Below are 18,750 nucleotides of genomic sequence, written 5' to 3'. Positions count from 1 at the left end.
AACAAAACTCCCCTCTTTCATCAAGAAGGGGAGTTCTGTCTTATACCAGCTGTGACATATCATAAAGTCCCGCAGGCTTATCCTTGAGGAACACTGCGGCATTTACCGCACCTGCGGCAAATACGCCCTTGGAGGCAGCCGAGTGTGAAAGCGTTATCACCTCGTCGTGGCCTGCAAATATAACGTCATGCTCGCCCACGATAGTGCCGCCGCGTATAGCGTGCATACCTATCTCGGACTTCTCGCGCTTCTGACGGCGTGAGTGACGGTCGTAGACATAATGCTTTGAATTGTCAAGAGTCTCGTTTATTGCGTTTGCCAGCATGATTGCCGTTCCGCTGGGAGCGTCTATCTTCTGGTTGTGGTGCTTCTCGACTATCTCGATGTCGAAGCTGTCGCCCAGTACGGAAGCCGCCTTCTTTGCAAGCTCCACCAGAAGGTTTATGCCCAGAGACATATTGAAGGTGAAGAATACGGGTATCTGCTGTGAAGCAGCCTTTATTGCGGCGATCTGCCCGTCGTCGTATCCGGTAGCGCCTATAACGAGAGGTGTTCCCGTGGACAGGCAGTAATCAAGTAGACCGTCCAGAGACGCAGGATTCGAGAAATCTATGATAACATCGGGATTCACGGGAAGCTGAGCAGGTGTTTCGACTATGGGAAAATCCGCATACTGCTTGGTATACAGGTCTATGCCCGCAACAGCTGTGCAGTCGTCACGCTCAACGATGCAGTTATAGATATTATGTCCCATTCTGCCGTTAGCGCCGCATATAGCTATATTTGTCATATTTTACACTTCCTTTTCGGTGTATGGTTTACTTGATAAGACCATGCTTTGCAAGGGTAGCTCTCAGCTTAGCCTTGTGGTCGTCAGTCATCTCGCACAGAGGCAGACGGCAGGGACCTGCATTCCAGCCCAGCATATTCATGGCTTCCTTTACGGGGATAGGGTTGACCTCCAGGAACAGGTCGTTGCAGATATCCAGATTCTCTGTCTGGAGCTTCATAGCTTCAGCGAAGTTGTTATCGAGGCAGAACTGCACCATATCGTGCATCTCCCTGGGGATAACGTGTGAAGCTACGGAGATAACGCCCTTTCCGCCCAGTGACATAACGGGAACTACCATATCGTCGTTTCCGCTGTAGATGTCGATATCGTCGCCGCAGGCAGCCGCAAGCTTTGCAACATAGCTGATATTGCCGCTTGCTTCCTTGATAGCAGCGATGTTCCTGTGCTTGGCCAGCTCCTTAACAGTGTCTACGTCGAAGCCGCAGCCTGTTCTGCTGGGAACGTTGTAAAGGATTATAGGGATATTTACCGCGTCGGCGATAGCTGTGAAGTGAGCGATAAGTCCCCTCTGAGTAGCCTTGTTGTAGTAAGGAGTAACATGGAGCAGTGCGTCTGCGCCTGCTGCCTCGGCCTCCTTGGAGAGCTCTACCGCATAGCGTGTATCGTTGCTGCCTGCGCCTGCAATAACAGGAACTCTGCCTGCAACGTGCTTTACGGCGAACTTTATGCAGTCGCGGTGCTCGTCGTCTGTCATGGTAGCGGACTCGCCTGTAGTACCGCAGATAACAACAGCGTCTGTGCCTCTGGCGATCTGGTCGTCGATGATGCGTCCCAGCTCGTCGTAGTTTATTGAACCGTCGGCGTTCATGGGCGTGATTATAGCCACAGCAGCGCCGGTGAATACTGTATTCTTCATAGCTTTATTCCTTTCATAAAAGTGGAATGCAGGGAACGCCGCCCTCGGCGTTCCCTAAATTAGTTCAATTCCGAATTAGTCAAAGTAGCCTTTAGCAGCTAAAAGCTCGGCGAGAAGCACGCCGCCGCCTGCTGCACCTCTGAGCGTATTATGCGAGAGGCATACGAACTTATAGTCGTACTGTGTATCCTCGCGGAGACGTCCCGTGGAAACAGCCATACCGCCTTCGAGGTTTCTGTCAAGCTTGGCCTGGGGACGATCGTTCTCCTCGAAGTAGTGGATGAACTGCTTGGGAGCGCTGGGGAGCTCCAGCTCCTGGGGAACGCCCTTGAAGTCAGCCCACAGCTTCAGGATCTCCTCCTTGGAGGGCTTGTTCTCAAAGCTTACGAATACAGCGGCTGTGTGTCCGTCAGAAACAGGAACACGGAGGCACTGCGTTGTGATATTGGGAGCTGTAGCCTTAACTATCTCATTGCCCTTGATCTCGCCCCATACCTTGAGAGGCTCCTGCTCGGACTTCTCCTCCTCGCCGCCGATGTAAGGGATAAGGTTATCCACCATTTCGGGCCATGTCTCGAAGTTCTTGCCTGCGCCCGAGATAGCCTGATAAGTACAGGCCAGAACGTTCTTCAGGCCGAACTTTCTCAGGGGGTGGAGTGCGGGAACATAGCTCTGGATAGAGCAGTTTGACTTTACTGCGATGAAGCCTCTCTTTGTGCCGAGGCGCTCACGCTGAGCCTTGATGATTTCTATGTGCTCGGGGTTGATCTCCGGAACTACCATGGGAACATCGGGGGTGAATCTGTGTGCGGAGTTATTGGAAACGATGGGGCACTCAGCCTTGGCATAAGCCTCCTCCAGAGCCTTTATCTCGTCCTTCTTCATATCAACGGCACAGAAGCAGAAGTCCACCATGCCTGCGATCTTCTCAATATCCGAAGTTGCGTCCATGAGGATCATATCCTTCATAGCTGCGGGCATTGGAACAGCCATCTTCCAGCGGCTGCCTGCTGCCTGCTCATATGTCTGACCTGCGCTCCTGGGGGAAGCTGCCAGCACCTTTACGTTGAACCAGGGGTGGTTCTCCAGAAGTGTGGCGAAACGCTGTCCTACCATACCCGTTGCGCCTATAATACCAACATTATACTGTTTCATATTGACCTCTCCTTGAAAAAATTTGCATAATTTGCATAAAATAATAAAAACCGGTTGCAAACCGGCTCATCATGCGTTATAATAGAAATGTTGACATATCTTATAATAATATGCCGATAGCTCTCCATCAGACGCGTGATGACAGCTGCACACCTGTTGAACGTACAGCCAGAACTGAATTTACCGGAAACAGTTCTTCGGCGGCATTGCCTTTCGCTGCACACCATCGGACAGGTGGTCCCGTGTACAGGTACTTTTCGCAGCCGCGCCTCTACCTTGTAACTATAATAGCACTTAAATCCGCTATTGTCAATACATTCTTGAAAATTTTTGAGTAATTAGCAATCAGAAATCATCAGGGAACGCCGCAGCGGCGTTCTGCAAGTACAGATTTTGATTCAGCTGACCAAAAGGAGATATCGACCCGAATGGAACTTCTCAAATCCGATTTTTACTATGAGCTTCCCGAGGAGCTCATAGCACAGACTCCCATAGAACCCCGAAACGCTTCCCGTATGATGTGCGTTGACAGGAAAACGGGAGCCGTAACACACGATCACTTCTATAATCTATGCGACCACCTCAGGGAAGGTGACCTGCTGGTCATGAACGACTCGCGTGTTATCCCCGCAAGGCTCTACGGCGAAAAGATAGGAAACGGCACCTTCATAGAATTCCTCCTTCTGGAGCAGAAGGGGGACAAGCTCTGGGAGATAATCTGCCGTCCGGGCAAAAAAGCCAAGGTGGGAACACAGTTCTCCTTCGGCGGCGGCAGGCTCACTGCCGAGGTCGTGGAGGTAAAGGACGACGGCAACCGCGTCGTGCAGTTCAGCTGCGAGGGCAACTTCTTCACCGCCCTTGAGGACGTGGGACAGATGCCCCTCCCGCCATACATAAAGGAAAAGCTGGAGAACCGCGAGCGCTACCAGACGGTATACTCAAAGGAGCTGGGCTCTGCGGCGGCTCCCACGGCAGGTCTGCACTTCACACCAGAAATGCTGGACGATCTCCGCTCACGGGGCATAAAGACCGCCTTTGTCACACTCCATGTGGGTCTCGGCACCTTCCGTCCCGTCAAGGAGAACAACGTCCTCGACCATAAAATGCACAGCGAACACTACTATCTCCCGAAGGAGACAGCCGACCTCATAAACGAGACAAAGAAAAACGGAGGCCGCGTCATCGCTGTGGGCACCACCACCTGCCGCACTCTCGAAAGCGTGGCTTCTTTCTACGGAGACATCTCCGAGCATGAGGGATATACGGATATATTCATCTATCCGTCCTATGAATTCAAATGCATAGACGGCCTTATCACCAACTTTCATCTTCCCGAAAGCACGCTGATAATGCTTGTCTCGGCATTTATGGGATATGAGAACACCATGAACGCATACAGAACGGCTGTTGAGGAGCGCTACCGCTTCTTCAGCTTCGGCGACAGTATGTGCATACTTTAAAAAGAATAGACCAAGGAGTTAATAATAATGTCTGAAATGGATTTATCTGAATTTTTCAGGGGGATAATAGATTCAGAGGAAGGACCCATAGTCATATGCAATCTTGATTACAGGATAATTTACACCAATCCTTCCGCCGAAACCTTATACGCAAGCGGCCGAAAGCTCACAGGGGCTCTTCTCACTACCTTCATGAACGAGGAGACGATGAGCAAGGTGGTCATGAGCATTGAATGGTTCAAGGAAGAAAAAAAGAACAACAAGGTCTTTGCCCTGCATGACGCCAAAAACAACATGGATATGTACATACTCGCCATAAGGAACAGAAAGGGCGAGCTCATCGGCTTCTACGGACGCCGTGAGGACAGGAACCCCGACGGCGGCAAGGAATTCGATCTTGACTGACAGTCAGGTATATAAAAACTACTAAAGGAGAAGCTATGTTCAAACTTCTTAAAACAGACAACAAGGCCAGACGCGGCACCTTCGAGACCGTCCACGGCACCTTCCAGACTCCCTGCTTCATGAACGTGGGTACTGCCGCAGCCATAAAGGGCGGCATATCCTCCGTTGACCTGAAGGGGCTGAAAACACAGGTGGAGCTCTGCAATACCTACCACCTTCACCTCCGCCCCGGCGACCATGTGGTAAAGCAGATGGGCGGCCTCCACAAGTTCATGAACTGGGACAAGCCCATACTCACAGACAGCGGCGGATTCCAGGTTTTCTCTCTGGCTCAGCTCCGCAAGATAAAGGAGGAGGGCGTATACTTCGCCTCCCATATCGACGGTCACCGCATATTCATGGGTCCCGAGGAGAGTATGCAGATACAGTCCAATCTGGGCTCCACCATAGCTATGGCCTTTGACGAGTGTATCGAGAATCCCTCGCCCTACAAGTACGTTGCGGCCTCTATAGAGCGCACGACACGCTGGCTCATACGCTGCAAGGAGGAGATGGCAAGGCTCAACAGCCTCCCCGATACCATAAACAAGCAGCAGATGCTTTTCGGCATAAATCAGGGCTCTACCTTTGACGACCTCCGCATAAAGCACATGGAGGACATCGCAAAGCTGGATCTTGACGGCTACGCTATCGGCGGTCTTGCCGTAGGCGAGGCCACAGAGGAGATGTACCGCATAATCGACGTTGTGGAGCCGTATATGCCCATACATAAGCCCCGCTACCTCATGGGAGTGGGAACTCCCTCCAACATAATCGAGGCCGTGGCAAGAGGCGTGGATATGTTCGACTGCGTAATGCCCAGCCGTAACGCCCGTCATGCTACGGTATTCACCTGGAGCGGCATAATGCACCTGAACAACAAGTGCTACGAGACCGACCCCCGCCCCGTGGACGAGCAGTGCGACTGCCCCACCTGCCGCAATTTCACCCGCGCCTATATCCGCCACCTGTTCAAGGCAAACGAGCAGCTTGCAGGCAGACTTGCGGTGCAGCACAACCTCTATTTCTACAATACGCTCACCGAAAAAATAAGAGAGGCTATCGACGAGGACCGCTTCGAGCAGTTCCGCGGAAAGTATTCCCAGCTTCTCGCCACAAGAATATGATAAATACGGAGTTTATATGAGTACGTTTCTGTTTGTTTTAATGCTTGCGGTCTCCGTTTCTGTGACCGCCGTTTCACTTCACGAGATAAAATGCGACCTCAGCGATAAGACCGAACACGGCAATATGAAAAACATACGCGCAGCCTCAAGGGGCGCGGCCATACTGCTGTCCTTCATAGCTGCCGCCGAGGCCTTCGGCATCATCGCCCCCCCCGTATTCAGGGGAGCCTTCCTGCTCCTGGGCGCCATGGCAGGCATTTCCGTTCTGGTATGCACCCTCAACAAAAAGCGCAGATACCGTTCCGCAGCAGCCTTCGTAAAGGCGGTGCTCATCGCAGCCCTGCTGGAGGTGACGGTGTTCAACATCCCCACCTACAGGCTGTATTTCGGCAGCTACGGTCAGATGGACTTCTCCGCCGAGGAATGTGCAAAGGGCACAAACATAAGACCTGACAGCGAGACGGGAGAGATAACCGTAAAGGGCGACCACTCCACTATATTCACCTTCGAGAACATAGATCAGGAGGTGGCCGACGTATACGTTGATATGGACTTCGAGCAGGGCGCAAAGGGTGCAGACGTCTCCATTGACGCCATGGACGAGACCACTCCCCACGATTACAGGTACGCCGTGGCCACAGGTATCATCGTAAAGGACAAGCCTCACTCAAACTGCGTTCAGCTCCACCTTTCGGGCAGGCTCAGCAAGCTGAAGCTGACCCTCACTCCCCAGAACGGCGGCACAGTTTATCTCAGGGGCATAAGCTTCAATAAGCAGATACCCATGGGCATTTCATGGATAAGGCTCGTGCTCATCATCTTCGGTCTTACCTTCTGGCACCTGATGATACACAGCAAGACCATGCAGCAGAGCTACTCCAAGAAAAAGAGCCTCTGCCGCACAGCAGCTGTCATCATAACCGACGCTGCCTGTCTGGCGGCTATCGTGACTACTTTCATGAAGCTGGACAATTACTCCATAATCGACATAATGAAGTGCTCCGAGGGCAATCAGATGACCCAGGAGCTGGTGGACGCCTTTGAGCACGGCAGCACTCACCTGCTGGACAAGCCCACCGCCGCACTCAACAACGCTCCCCACCCCTATGTGACAGCTACCCTTGACGCGGCGCAGATAGAGTACAACTGGGATCACGTTTACTTTGACGGACAGTATTACAGCTATTACGGCATAGCTCCCGTGGTGCTGGTATTCCTGCCCTATCACCTGCTGACGGGGTATTATTTCCCCGACTCCATGGCGGTTATGCTCTTCGCCCTTATCGGCATACTGGGTCTCACCAAGCTGTATATGGAGTTCATCAGGAAGCTGTTCCCGAAAACTCCCGCCGGCTTCGTTATCTCGGGCCTCATTATCGCACAGGTGATAAGCGGCATATGGTTCAGCATAGGCAGGCCTCTGTTCTACGAGGTCGCTCTCTCCGCAGGCTTTGCGGTGCTGACATGGGCGGTATACTTCATGCTCTCGGCAAATATAATCGGTGACAAGAAGATATCCCTGCCGAGAACAGCCGTTGCCTCAACTCTTTTTGCCGTTGCGGTGCTCAGCAGACCTACTCTGGTGCTTTACTGCATAGCCGCAGCTCTTTTCATGCTCATGGCTCTCCCGAGAGCAGCCGCTGAAAGCACGAAAAAGGACGGCAGCAGGCTGTTCAACTCCTGCGGCGTAAGATATCTCCTCTGCGCCATACTTCCCATGGCCTGCATAGGACTGATACAGATGTGGTACAACTACACCCGCTTCGGCTCGCCCTTTGAGTTCGGCATACAGTATTCCCTCACCATCAACGACTTCACAAGGACACAGTTCCACCCCCGTCTGTCATTGGTGGCGATATACAACTACTTCTTCAATCCACCCATATTCGTCCCCGGCTATCCCGGCTTCAGGACGGATTTCCAGTACCTCAACAGCGGCGGCTACTTCTACGCCGATGTGGTCTGTACATACAACACCTCGGGCATATTCTGCCTTGCGCTGCCCCTTTTCGCATACATATTCTCGGGCAGGGCGCTGAAAGCAGTACACGGCAGGAAGAACAGGCTCTCAAAGGCGGTATATATATCCCTTCCATGCCTTGTCATACCCTTCGTGATAGTTGCCTCCGTATGGGAGAGCGGCTATGCTGCACGCTATATGACCGACTTCGCATGGCAGGCTCTGCTGGGAGCACTGGCCATTATCTTCTTCCTCTACCCAAGAGTCAAGGATCCCACCAAGAAAAAGCTCATATGCGGCTTCATGTGGTTCTCCGTGATGTGGGCTCTGGTAGTTGCGGGAACTCAGGAATTCAACCAGATGTTCAGATTTGACGATTACGACAGAGGCTTCCCCGAAATGGCCTACGAGGTACAGCGTCTCTTCGCCTTCTGGACATGATGTGATATGTACTACATATATATAATCAAATGCGAGGGAGACCTGCTCTATACGGGCATCACAACAGATGTCAGCCGACGGATGGACGAGCATTTCGGCAGGACCGAAAAATGCGCACGCTTCACAAGGTCGCACAGAGCGGTCTCCCTCGAGGCGTTATGGAGCTGTGAAGGCCGCAGCCTTGCCTCAAAGCTGGAATTCCGCATAAAGCAGCTGAAAAAGGCTCAGAAGCTGGCGCTCATATCCGATAACAGCCTGTTTCCGCAGCTCTTCGGCAGCGAGAACGCGGAGCTCTACCGCCGCGAGACCATCTGAAAAGGAGTTTTTATGTACGAGAACAAAACGGAGGAAGTCCCCGTAAAAGCCGTCCTTGCCTGCGTGGATACAGGCGAATTCGACGCAGAGACCTCCATTGCCGAGCTGGCAGAGCTGGCCGGTACAGCAGGCGCCGATGTGGTCGGCAATATCATACAGAAGCGCCCCGCCTACGACCCTGCCACCTGTATGGGCGCAGGAAGGCTGGAGGAGCTGAAGGAACAGCTCGGCGCCCTTGAAGCGGAGCTGGTCATCTTCGACCACGAGCTCACGGGAGTTCAGGTCAGAAATATCGAGGAGATACTCGGCGTCCGCGTTATCGACCGCACTACGCTGATACTTGACATATTTGCCCAGCGTGCAAGAACTAAGGAGGGCAAGCTCCAGGTGGAGCTTGCTCAGCAGAAGTACCGTCTGCCCCGTCTTACGGGCATGGGCACGGCGCTGTCCCGTCTTGGCGGAGGCATCGGCACAAGAGGTCCCGGCGAAACGAAGCTGGAGACCGACAAGCGCCATATCCGCAAACGCATAAGCAACCTGGAAGCGGAGCTGGAAGAGCTGAAAAAGCACCGCAGCTTCTCGCGTTCACGCCGCAAAAAGGACGGCATACTCTGTGCGGCCATAGTGGGCTATACCAATGTGGGCAAGTCCACCCTGCTGAACGCACTGACGGACGCGGGAGTGCTTGCGGAAAACAAGCTCTTTGCCACGCTGGATATAACCTCCCGTTCAATAGAGCTGCCCGACGGCAGGAGCGTCATGCTCATTGACACGGTAGGACTTATCAGAAGACTGCCCCATAATCTGGTGGAGGCCTTCAAGTCCACTCTGGAGGAGGCTGCAGCTGCGGATATAATCCTCAACGTGCAGGATCTGTCCTCTCCCGAGATAAAGGAGCAGGCTCAGGTCACATCAAAGCTTCTCGGCGAGCTGGGCTGCGAGGGCATACCTCAGATATACGTCATGAACAAGGCGGACGTAGCTCCGTACACCGATACGGTGTTCGAGGACGACACCACCGTCATGATAAGCGCCAAGGAGCGCACGGGCTTCGACAGGCTCCTTGAATGTATAGTGAAGAACCTTCCCGAGACCGCAAAGCGCATGAAGCTGCTGATCCCCTACGACAAGGGGGCATTCCTCGGTAAAATACGGCAGGACGGCAAGATCTTCTCCGAGGAGTACGCCGAAAACGGCACCCTCATTGACGCTCTCGTGGACGTGAAGCTCATAAAAGAAGCGGAAAGCTATAAGGTCTGACTCACTATGTCCGCAAAGCCCTCATAAGGAGCAAAGCTGTTATTTTCAGGGAGGAAGCACGATACATGATAAACAAGATCAAAAATCTGTTTTATAATGATGACAGACCCAAAACAAAGAGGATCACTCAGAATCTGTGTATGCTGCTGTTATTTCTTTTTATGATGTGGATGCTATATCATTCCTTTCATTATTACGAAGAAATAATCCTTATCACTGTTATAGACATTGCCGTTCTGATTTTTATGGGGCTTGTCATTCTGGCGGCATTGATCGTTTTTATACGGCATTGCCTGAAGAAAAACATCGAATATGATCCCTTGATAACGGCAGCGTTTTTCGGAGCTGTCAATTACTGGGTATGCGAGCTTGTCAACGGTGACAAGGTCATAAAGGATTACATTATTTTTACATTAACGGGCGTTTTCCTGAATATCCTCATATTTATCCTTGGTGCCGCCATTTTCAGGAACCCCAGGATCTGGTTCATTACAGCCTCGGTGTTCCTGAACGCGTTCTGTATCCTTCAGTATTATCTGATAATGCTGCGCGGTATCCCCATAAGACTGGCCGATGTGTTCAATATAAAAAGCGCTCTGGCTATCAAGAGCGAATACAGCTTCAGACTTACTTCAGACATTTTCTTCATACTGGCAGTTTTTGTCATAACGACCATCTGGCTCTTATCCATGAAGTTCAGAAAAAGCGGTATCCCCAAAAGAACCATCACGCTTGCTGCCGCCGTTGTCTGTGCTGCTGTTGTCTCCGTCACCTCGGGGAAATACTATAACTCAATATATAACCTCGGAATGTGGTTCCCCGACAAAACAGCTTCAACAGTAGGCAGTCTGGCCACCATTTATTACGATCTTTTCAACACTCACATACATAAGTCACAGAACTATTCCGATGAAAAGGCCATTGCTGTCCTTGAACAATACAGTGAGGAGAAAAAAGACATAGGTACTCCCGTAATACTGGCAGTCCTCAACGAAAGCTGGGCGGATCATAAGATAATCTATGATTTTTCGTCAAACAAGGACGCTCTGCCCGTATGGCGGTCACTGGACGAAAACACCATAAAGGGGTATGTATCGGTCTCGCCCTTCGGCGGCAATACCTGTAATTCTGACTATGAATTCCTCACAGGCAATTCCATGCTGTTCCTTCCCGACGGCGTCGGTGTGTATTCCATGTACATAGACAGCCACAAGGACAGCATTGTTGATACCTTCAATAATTACGGATTCGATACTATAGGCATATCGCCTATCTCGAAAAACGTATGGAATATCGAGGAAGTATATGAACACTACGGATTTGACCGCACATACTTTCTCGATGGGGATATACCCCTTGAGGAGTCGAAAAAAAGTGACAGCCAATTCTACAGAGAGATCTGCAAGCTCGCCGACGAACGGGACAAAAGCAAGGGACTCTTTATCATGGCGTCCACCATGCAGGATCATACGCCGTACAACGAATACAAGTCCGATGAGATCAGACTGGAATACCCATACGATAAATCAGCGGAAATATACCTTAATTCCGTACATCTCAGCGATCAGGCCACCCTTGAGCTCATCGACCATTTCAGAGACTATGACGAAAAGGTCATCATTGTTATGTTCGGTGATCATTTTCCCGATCTGATAGACTTTGATAACGCTCTGTTCGATGAACGTCCCGGATTGAGCGAGATGGAAAAGAATTCCCTGACTCACCGGACTCCGTTTTTCATATGGTGCAATCAGGACATAGACGACGAGGAGATCGGCGAGATAAGTCTCAACTACCTTTCAAACGAAGTGATGAAGGCGGCTGATATACCGCTTACTCCCATGCAGCAGGAGCTTGAACACATAAAAGCCGATATCCCCGTTATCACAGGCTGGGGATATAAGGGCAGAAACGGAAAATGGTATTCAAAAGCCGAAATGGACAGCGAATATCAGGATATCATCAGCGAATACTCCGAGGTCTGCTATTACAGATTATTAAAACAGTATAATTAATCCGAAAGGACTTCCCAAATGCAGGCTGATGGTGTATAATAAAAACATACAGGTATTTTGCGTATACCGGCAGGAAAGGATAAAACATGAACAGTAAGATAAACGAATTATACGGCTTCGACAGCAGACTTGCCGAGCTGGCCGCTCAGGCAGAGAAAAACTGCGCCGACGCCTTCCGCAAGGCCGAGGAGACCGCCGAATACTGCGGTGCAAAGGTGCTGAAGGCCTTCTCCGACAACAAGGTAAGCGAGCCCTGCTTCTACGGCTCTACAGGCTACGGCTACGGCGACATGGGCAGAGAGGTCATAGACAAGGTCTTTGCACAGGCTCTCGGCGCCGAGGACGCACTGGTGCGCTTCAACTTCGTATCGGGCACTCACGCCCTTTCCGTTGCGCTCTTCGGAGTCCTCCGCACAGGCGACAAGATAGTATCTATTACAGGCAAGCCCTACGACACCCTCGAGGAGGTCATCGGACTCAGCGGCAGCAAGGGCAGCGGCTCACTTATGGACTACGGCGTGGAATACGGTCAGGTGGACCTCAACGAGGACGGTACTCCCAGGCCTGACGAGATAACCGAGGCCGTAAAGGACGCCAAGGTGGCCTACATACAGCGCTCCCGCGGCTATTCGCTCCGCGGTGCCTTTACAATCGCCGACATCGAAAAGATGATAAAAGCCGCTAAAAAGGGCAACCCCGACATTATAATAATGGTGGACAACTGCTACGGCGAGTTCATCGAGGACAGAGAGCCCACAGCTGTAGGCGCTGACGTCATCATCGGCTCCCTTATAAAGAACGCCGGCGGCGGTATCGCCCGTACAGGCGGATATATCGCAGGCAGAACCGACCTTGTGGAGCTCTGCTCCTATCGTCTAACCTGCGTGGGCATGGGCAAGGAGGTAGGCTGCACTCTCGGCATGAACCGCGAGATGCTGCTGGGACTTTTCTTTGCTCCCGATGTGGTGGCAAATGCTGTCAAGACCGCTATGTTCGCCAGCGAGCTCTTTACTATGCTGGGCTTTGAATGCTCGCCCCGCAAGGACGACCCCAGAGGAGATATCATCACAGCCGTGCAGCTTGGCGACGCAGAGCACCTCTGCGCTTTCTGCCGGGGTATACAGAAGGGCGCTCCCGTGGACTCCTTCGTTACTCCCGAGCCCTGGGATATGCCCGGCTATTCAAGTCAGGTCATCATGGCGGCAGGAGCCTTCACCAACGGCGCGTCTATCGAGCTCTCCGCAGACGCTCCTCTCCGCGAACCCTACGCTGTATGGATGCAGGGAGGAATAACCTACACCAGCGGCAGGCTGGGCGTAATGCTTGCGGCACAGGAAATGCTCTCGGAAGGGCTTATAAGTATATAAACAAGAAATCACAATGAGGAGGAATTCATCATGCCATTCATCAACGTCAAGACCAATGTCTCCGTATCTGCGGAGCAGAAAACCAGTATCAAATCAGCTCTGGGCAGAGCTATAACCGCTATCCCCGGCAAGTCCGAGGGCTGGCTCATGGTAGGCATCGAGCCAGAGTACGACCTGTGGTTCAAGGGAGAGGACGCTCCCGCCGCTATGGTAGAAGTATCCATATTCGGCAGCGCTTCCTCAAATGCGCTGACTACCCTCACCAGCCATATCACAGGCATTCTCACAGACAATATCGGCGTACCATCGGACAGGGTATACGTCAAGTACACAGGTACCAGCGACTGGGGCTGGAACGGCTCCAACTTCTGAGGTGACAGCTATGAGATTCAACAGATTATGGGGACTTCTCACCGCTGCGGTGATATGCACTTCATCAGCAGTGACAGGTCTCGGCAGCTCAACGGTCCATGCGGACGAATGGTGCTTCGCCGGAGAGACCTGCGAGCCCCTGCACGATACCTCCCGTGATATACAGGCTGAGGGCGTAGGCAACCCCCTGAATTTCGGCGAGAGGAACACTCCCGCGGACGCCTCAGCTGAGGAGATACGCGCGATCAACCATAAAATGACCGTACAGGAAGTAAAGTACGCTCTCTACAAGGAGATAGACGAGCACTGGGACCTCATTTCCACACGTCTGGGACAGCCCGACCGCGAGAAAATGTATGCTCTGTTCTTAGGACTGGGGTCGAGAGAATCAACTCTCGGCGAGGGCAAGATAGGCTCTGACCACGAGACCGCCTACGAGGACGGCTGGGGCGTTAACTCCGCCCACGCATACGGCACCTTGCAGACCGCCGTTACGGCCTTTGCGGACTGCGACCCCAAGTTCATGCCAGAGGACAACGTCCCCGAGATGTACCAGTATTCCTTTACCCCGCAGAACTTCTACGACTGCATCATATCCAATCATATGGGTATCAGAAAGATACTCCACTTTGCGGAGATCTGCATGAACCAGCAGGGAATGACCGACTATCAGGTAGTAAGGAACAGCCTCAAGGGCTTCAACACAGGCTGGTGCAACATGGCTGAGGACGACGGCGCCTACGCCACATATGCCGATGAGATATGCGCAATGGCGCAGTTCTACTACTATGAGGGACACCTTTACGACAACGTGTTCACCTGGACCTCTGCAAACGGCGAGAAGATCAACAAGTACCGCACTCCCGACCGCTGGGACTGGTGGGGCGATACCAAGCCCAGCATGGCTCCGATAACCGAAAAGCCGCCTGTTACCACTACAACTACCACCACAACCACTACTACCACAACGTCAACGACCGTCACATCAACGACTACCACTGCGCCTCCCGCTGATATCCTTTACGGCGATACCAACTGTGATGAAAAGGTGGAGCTGGCAGACGCTATACTCATCATGCAGAGCCTTGCAAATCCGAATAAGTACGGACTCACAGGAACGGATCCCAAGCACCTGACTGAGCAGGGCAAGCTCAACGGCGACGTGGACAGCTCCACAGAGGGGCTTACCTCCAATGACGCACTGCGTATACAGGAGTATCTGCTCCACAAGATAAGCAGCCTTGAAATCAGCGCTGACTGACGGATATACAAAAATCCCCGAAGCCATAAAGCTTCGGGGATTTTTTACACTTTCTGCATGAGTGCCACTGCATGGGCGGACATTCCCAGCTTCTCGCCTGTGAAGCCCAGGTGCTCCTCGGTGGTGGCCTTGACGCTGATCTGCGATACGTCGCAGCCGCATACTCTTGCGATATTCTCCCTCATCGTCATTATATGGGGAGCAAGCTTCGGTGCCTGCGCTATTATCGTTGCGTCGATATTGCCTATCTCCCAGCCCTCGGCTCTCACTCTGCGGCATACCTCCGCCATGAGCTTCATGCTGTCGGCGTCCTTGAAGCTGTTGTCGTTATCGGGGAAAAGATGGCCTATATCACCCATGGCCAGAGCTCCCAGCATGGCGTCCATTATGGCGTGGACGAGAACGTCCGCGTCGGAGTGACCGAGAAGTCCCGTAACATGAGGTATCTCAACACCGCCGAGAATGAGCTTCCTGCCCTCAACAAGCTTGTGTACGTCGTATCCGTGACCTATCCTGAACATATCTTTCTCCTTTCGGGGATCATATTACTTCGCCGCCTGCACTGCCGCTTCCTTTTCGCCGCTGTCATGCGATTTTCCGAAAAGCAGCTTCAGCAATACGGGCGTTACTATGCTTGAAACGATTATGAGAAGTATTACCGCCGTGAAGTACGACGAGTCTATTATACCAAGGCCAAGTCCCTTGTTTGTGATGATGAGGGCTACCTCTCCGCGGGTCATCATTCCCACGCCTATCTTCAGACAGTCTGTCCAGCTGTACTTAAAGCATTTCGACACAAGTCCGCAGCCTATGATCTTGCTGATCATTGCCACTATGACAAAGCCTATGGAGAATACTATCATGCTTGAATCCACGCTGCTGAAATCCGTTTTCAGTCCGATGCTCACGAAGAAAACCGGCGCAAAGAACATATAGCCGTTGATGCTGACGCGGCGGTCTATGTACTCGGCATCGCGGACATTGCAGAGGATTATGCCTGCGATATACGCGCCTGTGATATCGGCTATGCCGAAATACTTCTCAGCTACGAAGGCCATGGCAAAGCAGAGCGTTATGGCAATAATTGGGATACGCCTTGTGTGGGCGTGCCTGTCGTCGTAGAACTTGAACACCTTGTATATTATGAAGCCCAGCACCAGAGACAGCACCAGGAAGAGCAGTATCTTGCCCGTTACAAGGAGAGTATTGCTGTCGGGGTCCTTGAAGCCAAGCACAAAGGTGAGAACTATGATACCGATGACGTCGTCGATTATGGCGGCGCTGAGAATGGTCTGTCCCACGCGGGTCTTGAGCTTGCCCATCTCCTTGAGCACCTCAACTGTTATGCCGACGGAGGTTGCCGTCATGATACAGCCGATGAACACCGCCTTGAAGAACTCGTCCGTGCCCACCGAGGCAAAGCCGTATATGCACATATACAGCAGCGTACCGCCTATCAGCGGCACCAGCACTCCCACGCAGGCGATAAGGAAGGCGGCAAAGCCCGATTTTTTCAGCTCCTGAAGATTGGTCTCCAGTCCTGCGGAAAACATGATGAGCACAACGCCTATCTCGGCCATCTGGCCGATGAAGTCATTGGGCTGTACCCAGCCCAGCAGACAGGGGCCTATGATAAGTCCCGAGATTATCTCTCCCACTACCATGGGAGCCTTCAGCTTCCTTGCCAGCAGTCCCGCGCCCTTGGCGCATATGAATACTATGGCAAGATCCTTGAGTATCCTGTAAGTCTCCATTCATTTACATATCCTTTCGCAAATAAAGGGAGCATATATGCTCCCGTCTGCTATTATTATACTATGAAACTTTGCAGTTGTCAACTTTTTATTAAAGCAGTGCAACAATAAAACAGCAATGAATGTATTGCCAAAAAACTGCGGCTGTGGTATAATGCTTTTTATAAAAATAAAACATGAAAGGCTCAATATGAAAAAGTACATCATACCAATAATAATGCTTGCTGCCCTGTGCGGTTGCAGCTCGGAGAGCAAAAACTCCACAGTCACGGCTGATACCACAACAGTTCCCGAAACACAGACTGTATCGACAACCGAAACTGTCACTGCAACTGCCGTAACAACAACTACTACAGCCCGGAATGACGAAGAGGACTATGTCTGGTTCACAAAAGGCGTATACGAAGTCAGAACGGGCGAAAGGGACAATGATCCCGCCTGCGATAACAGATATAACGGTGATTTCTACTGCTTTTTCGATGAAACTCACGGTGAGGTCATAAACGTTTACAGCGGTCTGACAGAAAAATTCACCTGCGAGCAGAAAAAAGACAGGATAATCTTCCACAGCGAATACTATTCGGGAGGAAAATTCAGCTATTCATCGGATTCCAAACTAACTCCCGGCCTTGTCAAAAACGGCAATGTAGTCTGTGGCGGAGAATTCAACAGAACGACCTATTTAAAGCTCGCCGACGTTGATCCCGATACCTTCAACGTCGAAGACTATATCGACGATTACATTATAGGCTCAAACGTCCGGACCGACTTTGAAGAACAGGTGCTCGGGAAAAAGGTTCAGGAAGACGAGGACTATGTATGGGCTGACAGAGGAGTCTATGAGGTACAGATCAAGGCTGAAAAAACGCCTGACAAGCCCTACGATGACAGATTCCGCGGCGAGTTCTATGTGTTCTACGACGCAAACCACGGAGAGTGTTACAGTGCAATTGACGGCATATTGACCGAATTCACCTGTGTGCAGAAGAAAAACAGCATGGTCTTCCACTGTATTACTGTCGGGGAAAACGACTCCGGAGCAATGGATACGGAATATGATGTTGTTTTCTCCAATGATCCCGATGATGAGTATTATGACCACCTGTTTTACGACGAAAACGACAACCTGACACTCGCTTTCTCATCTACAAGCATGAATAAGCTTATAAAACTCCCGGGTGTTGATCCCGATACCTTCAACGCCGAGGACTACAGGGACAACTACGTTGCCAATACGGATCAGCCCAGGACCGTGGGCGCCTATTCCGCTTTAGGAAAAAAGCTCGACTAATCACTGGAACGGTAGCTATTGTCAATGGCTGACAAATATAATGGCTTTAATTAACTAATTTGCATAAGGAATGAACCGTAATATGAAAAAAATACTCATATCAGCATTAGCTCTTACCATGCTCTGCGGCTGTACCTCAAAGGATAACAGCTCAAACAAATCCGCCGAACCCACGGCCGCAGAAGCTATAACAACGACAGCTCCTGCTTCTGCTGAAGCTACGACAACAGTTACCGCAACTACAACGGTTACGACAACAGCTTCCACAACAGAAGCAACTACCACCTCCACAGATAACGATGAAGACCATGTTTGGGTAGACACAGGCGTCTATGAGATACAGCTGAAGGCTGAAAAAACACCAGATAAGCCCTATGACGACAGATTTCTCGGCGAATTCTATGTATTTTTCAGTCCATACAACGGAGAGATAATCAGCGCATTTGATGGCGTAATAAGCGTCTTTACCTGCGAGCAAAAGGAACACAGTATCACCTTCCACTATACGAGTGTATGGAAAAACTCCTCCCTTCCTGTGGGTTATGAATATGATGTGGTCTACCCGGACAAATCCGATGATATCAATTACAGATATTTTGACTTTGACGAAAACGGCGATCTGACACTCTGGAGTTCACCTTCCACTATGGAAAAGCTCATAAAGCTTCCCGACGCCGATCCCCACTCCTTCAACGCCGAGGACTACAAGGACAACTATGTGACCGAGTCTATGCCCCCAAGAGCCGTGGGCTCTTATGCCTGCTGGGGCAAAAAGCTCGGCTGATCACCGAAGATACTATTGTCAATGGCTGACAAATA

The 18,750-nt window shown here is 51.4% G+C and carries 17 protein-coding genes and 1 riboswitch; of the genes, 12 read left to right on the top strand and 5 right to left on the bottom strand.

Annotated features, from left to right (window positions below; all coding sequences use genetic code 11):
• Nucleotides 1–40: 40 nt before the first annotated feature.
• From dapB to asd, 3 genes are all read right to left on the bottom strand, one after another.
• Nucleotides 41–790 (bottom strand): 4-hydroxy-tetrahydrodipicolinate reductase, encoded by a 750-nt coding sequence (gene dapB / locus Q0Y65_RS09345; RefSeq protein ID WP_297959126.1) that lies wholly within the window; start codon nucleotides 788–790, stop codon nucleotides 41–43.
• A 28-nt stretch (nucleotides 791–818) separates the two neighbouring features.
• Nucleotides 819–1,709: a 4-hydroxy-tetrahydrodipicolinate synthase gene (gene dapA, locus Q0Y65_RS09340; RefSeq protein WP_297959124.1), complete on the bottom strand. Its 891-nt coding sequence runs from the start codon at nucleotides 1,707–1,709 to the stop codon at nucleotides 819–821.
• Nucleotides 1,710–1,784: 75 nt separating this feature from the next.
• Nucleotides 1,785–2,864 carry an aspartate-semialdehyde dehydrogenase gene (gene asd / locus Q0Y65_RS09335; RefSeq protein ID WP_297959123.1) on the bottom strand — a complete coding sequence of 360 codons (1,080 nt, stop codon included), beginning with the start codon at nucleotides 2,862–2,864 and terminating at the stop codon, nucleotides 1,785–1,787.
• 109 nt (nucleotides 2,865–2,973) lie between these two features.
• Nucleotides 2,974–3,146, bottom strand: a riboswitch (Lysine riboswitch).
• 146 nt (nucleotides 3,147–3,292) lie between these two features.
• On the opposite strand from asd, the gene queA reads away from it, so the two are divergent.
• The 10 genes from queA (at nucleotide 3,293) to Q0Y65_RS15775 (ending at nucleotide 14,886) form a co-directional block, all read left to right on the top strand.
• Entirely contained in the window at nucleotides 3,293–4,324 is a 1,032-nt protein-coding gene (gene queA, locus Q0Y65_RS09330; RefSeq protein ID WP_297959121.1) for a tRNA preQ1(34) S-adenosylmethionine ribosyltransferase-isomerase QueA, read from the top strand.
• Between the two features lie 27 nt (nucleotides 4,325–4,351).
• The gene (locus Q0Y65_RS09325; RefSeq protein WP_297959119.1) at nucleotides 4,352–4,729 is read left to right on the top strand and encodes a hypothetical protein; all 378 of its coding nucleotides are present in this window, start codon (nucleotides 4,352–4,354) and stop codon (nucleotides 4,727–4,729) included.
• A 35-nt stretch (nucleotides 4,730–4,764) separates the two neighbouring features.
• A complete protein-coding gene (tgt, locus tag Q0Y65_RS09320) occupies nucleotides 4,765–5,895 on the top strand; it encodes a tRNA guanosine(34) transglycosylase Tgt (protein WP_297959117.1) in 1,131 nt (376 codons plus the stop codon).
• A gap of 16 nt (nucleotides 5,896–5,911) precedes the next feature.
• The gene (locus Q0Y65_RS09315; protein ID WP_297959115.1) at nucleotides 5,912–8,296 is read left to right on the top strand and encodes a hypothetical protein; all 2,385 of its coding nucleotides are present in this window, start codon (nucleotides 5,912–5,914) and stop codon (nucleotides 8,294–8,296) included.
• 6 nt (nucleotides 8,297–8,302) lie between these two features.
• Entirely contained in the window at nucleotides 8,303–8,611 is a 309-nt protein-coding gene (locus Q0Y65_RS09310; RefSeq protein ID WP_297959113.1) for a GIY-YIG nuclease family protein, read from the top strand.
• Between the two features lie 12 nt (nucleotides 8,612–8,623).
• The gene (gene hflX / locus Q0Y65_RS09305; RefSeq protein ID WP_297959111.1) at nucleotides 8,624–9,871 is read left to right on the top strand and encodes a GTPase HflX; all 1,248 of its coding nucleotides are present in this window, start codon (nucleotides 8,624–8,626) and stop codon (nucleotides 9,869–9,871) included.
• 65 nt (nucleotides 9,872–9,936) lie between these two features.
• On the top strand, nucleotides 9,937–11,886 hold the full coding sequence (locus Q0Y65_RS09300; protein ID WP_297959109.1) for an LTA synthase family protein: 1,950 nt from the start codon (nucleotides 9,937–9,939) through the stop codon (nucleotides 11,884–11,886).
• Between the two features lie 86 nt (nucleotides 11,887–11,972).
• Nucleotides 11,973–13,253, top strand: coding sequence for a methionine gamma-lyase family protein (locus Q0Y65_RS09295; protein WP_297959107.1), 1,281 nt, complete (start codon nucleotides 11,973–11,975; stop codon nucleotides 13,251–13,253).
• Between the two features lie 30 nt (nucleotides 13,254–13,283).
• A complete protein-coding gene (locus Q0Y65_RS09290; RefSeq protein ID WP_297959105.1) occupies nucleotides 13,284–13,625 on the top strand; it encodes a phenylpyruvate tautomerase MIF-related protein in 342 nt (113 codons plus the stop codon).
• A gap of 10 nt (nucleotides 13,626–13,635) precedes the next feature.
• Nucleotides 13,636–14,886, top strand: coding sequence for a dockerin type I repeat-containing protein (locus Q0Y65_RS15775; protein ID WP_363293538.1), 1,251 nt, complete (start codon nucleotides 13,636–13,638; stop codon nucleotides 14,884–14,886).
• Between the two features lie 44 nt (nucleotides 14,887–14,930).
• Here the strand turns inward: Q0Y65_RS15775 and ispF are convergent, their stop codons facing one another.
• Both ispF and Q0Y65_RS09275 read right to left on the bottom strand, forming a co-directional pair.
• Nucleotides 14,931–15,407 (bottom strand): 2-C-methyl-D-erythritol 2,4-cyclodiphosphate synthase, encoded by a 477-nt coding sequence (ispF, locus tag Q0Y65_RS09280; RefSeq protein ID WP_297959103.1) that lies wholly within the window; start codon nucleotides 15,405–15,407, stop codon nucleotides 14,931–14,933.
• Between the two features lie 24 nt (nucleotides 15,408–15,431).
• Nucleotides 15,432–16,640: a cation:proton antiporter gene (locus tag Q0Y65_RS09275; protein WP_297959101.1), complete on the bottom strand. Its 1,209-nt coding sequence runs from the start codon at nucleotides 16,638–16,640 to the stop codon at nucleotides 15,432–15,434.
• A 190-nt stretch (nucleotides 16,641–16,830) separates the two neighbouring features.
• On the opposite strand from Q0Y65_RS09275, the gene Q0Y65_RS09270 reads away from it, so the two are divergent.
• A complete protein-coding gene (locus tag Q0Y65_RS09270) occupies nucleotides 16,831–17,931 on the top strand; it encodes a hypothetical protein (protein ID WP_297959099.1) in 1,101 nt (366 codons plus the stop codon).
• An 82-nt stretch (nucleotides 17,932–18,013) separates the two neighbouring features.
• Nucleotides 18,014–18,715 carry a hypothetical protein gene (locus Q0Y65_RS09265; RefSeq protein ID WP_297959097.1) on the top strand — a complete coding sequence of 234 codons (702 nt, stop codon included), beginning with the start codon at nucleotides 18,014–18,016 and terminating at the stop codon, nucleotides 18,713–18,715.
• Nucleotides 18,716–18,750 lie beyond the last annotated feature (35 nt).

The organism is uncultured Ruminococcus sp. (assembly GCF_947301925.1).
Taxonomy (GTDB): domain Bacteria; phylum Bacillota; class Clostridia; order Oscillospirales; family Ruminococcaceae; genus Ruminococcus.
Note: the sequence above shows the minus strand (reverse complement) of the source record. Positions and strands in the feature narration are given on the sequence as shown.

What these genes read in the sequence shown, in the direction of transcription:
- tgt (WP_297959117.1), top strand. Translation starts at nt 4,765, where the DNA reads ATGTTCAAACTTCTTAAAACAGACAACAAGGCCAGACGCGGCACCTTC.
- Q0Y65_RS09275 (WP_297959101.1), bottom strand. Translation starts at nt 16,640, where the DNA reads ATGGAGACTTACAGGATACTCAAGGATCTTGCCATAGTATTCATATGC.
- Q0Y65_RS09295 (WP_297959107.1), top strand. Translation starts at nt 11,973, where the DNA reads ATGAACAGTAAGATAAACGAATTATACGGCTTCGACAGCAGACTTGCC.
- Q0Y65_RS09315 (WP_297959115.1), top strand. Translation starts at nt 5,912, where the DNA reads ATGAGTACGTTTCTGTTTGTTTTAATGCTTGCGGTCTCCGTTTCTGTG.
- asd (WP_297959123.1), bottom strand. Translation starts at nt 2,864, where the DNA reads ATGAAACAGTATAATGTTGGTATTATAGGCGCAACGGGTATGGTAGGA.
- queA (WP_297959121.1), top strand. Translation starts at nt 3,293, where the DNA reads ATGGAACTTCTCAAATCCGATTTTTACTATGAGCTTCCCGAGGAGCTC.
- Q0Y65_RS09265 (WP_297959097.1), top strand. Translation starts at nt 18,014, where the DNA reads ATGAAAAAAATACTCATATCAGCATTAGCTCTTACCATGCTCTGCGGC.
- dapA (WP_297959124.1), bottom strand. Translation starts at nt 1,709, where the DNA reads ATGAAGAATACAGTATTCACCGGCGCTGCTGTGGCTATAATCACGCCC.
- Q0Y65_RS09270 (WP_297959099.1), top strand. Translation starts at nt 16,831, where the DNA reads ATGAAAAAGTACATCATACCAATAATAATGCTTGCTGCCCTGTGCGGT.
- Q0Y65_RS09310 (WP_297959113.1), top strand. Translation starts at nt 8,303, where the DNA reads ATGTACTACATATATATAATCAAATGCGAGGGAGACCTGCTCTATACG.
- hflX (WP_297959111.1), top strand. Translation starts at nt 8,624, where the DNA reads ATGTACGAGAACAAAACGGAGGAAGTCCCCGTAAAAGCCGTCCTTGCC.
- Q0Y65_RS09325 (WP_297959119.1), top strand. Translation starts at nt 4,352, where the DNA reads ATGTCTGAAATGGATTTATCTGAATTTTTCAGGGGGATAATAGATTCA.
- ispF (WP_297959103.1), bottom strand. Translation starts at nt 15,407, where the DNA reads ATGTTCAGGATAGGTCACGGATACGACGTACACAAGCTTGTTGAGGGC.
- Q0Y65_RS15775 (WP_363293538.1), top strand. Translation starts at nt 13,636, where the DNA reads ATGAGATTCAACAGATTATGGGGACTTCTCACCGCTGCGGTGATATGC.
- Q0Y65_RS09300 (WP_297959109.1), top strand. Translation starts at nt 9,937, where the DNA reads ATGATAAACAAGATCAAAAATCTGTTTTATAATGATGACAGACCCAAA.
- Q0Y65_RS09290 (WP_297959105.1), top strand. Translation starts at nt 13,284, where the DNA reads ATGCCATTCATCAACGTCAAGACCAATGTCTCCGTATCTGCGGAGCAG.
- dapB (WP_297959126.1), bottom strand. Translation starts at nt 790, where the DNA reads ATGACAAATATAGCTATATGCGGCGCTAACGGCAGAATGGGACATAAT.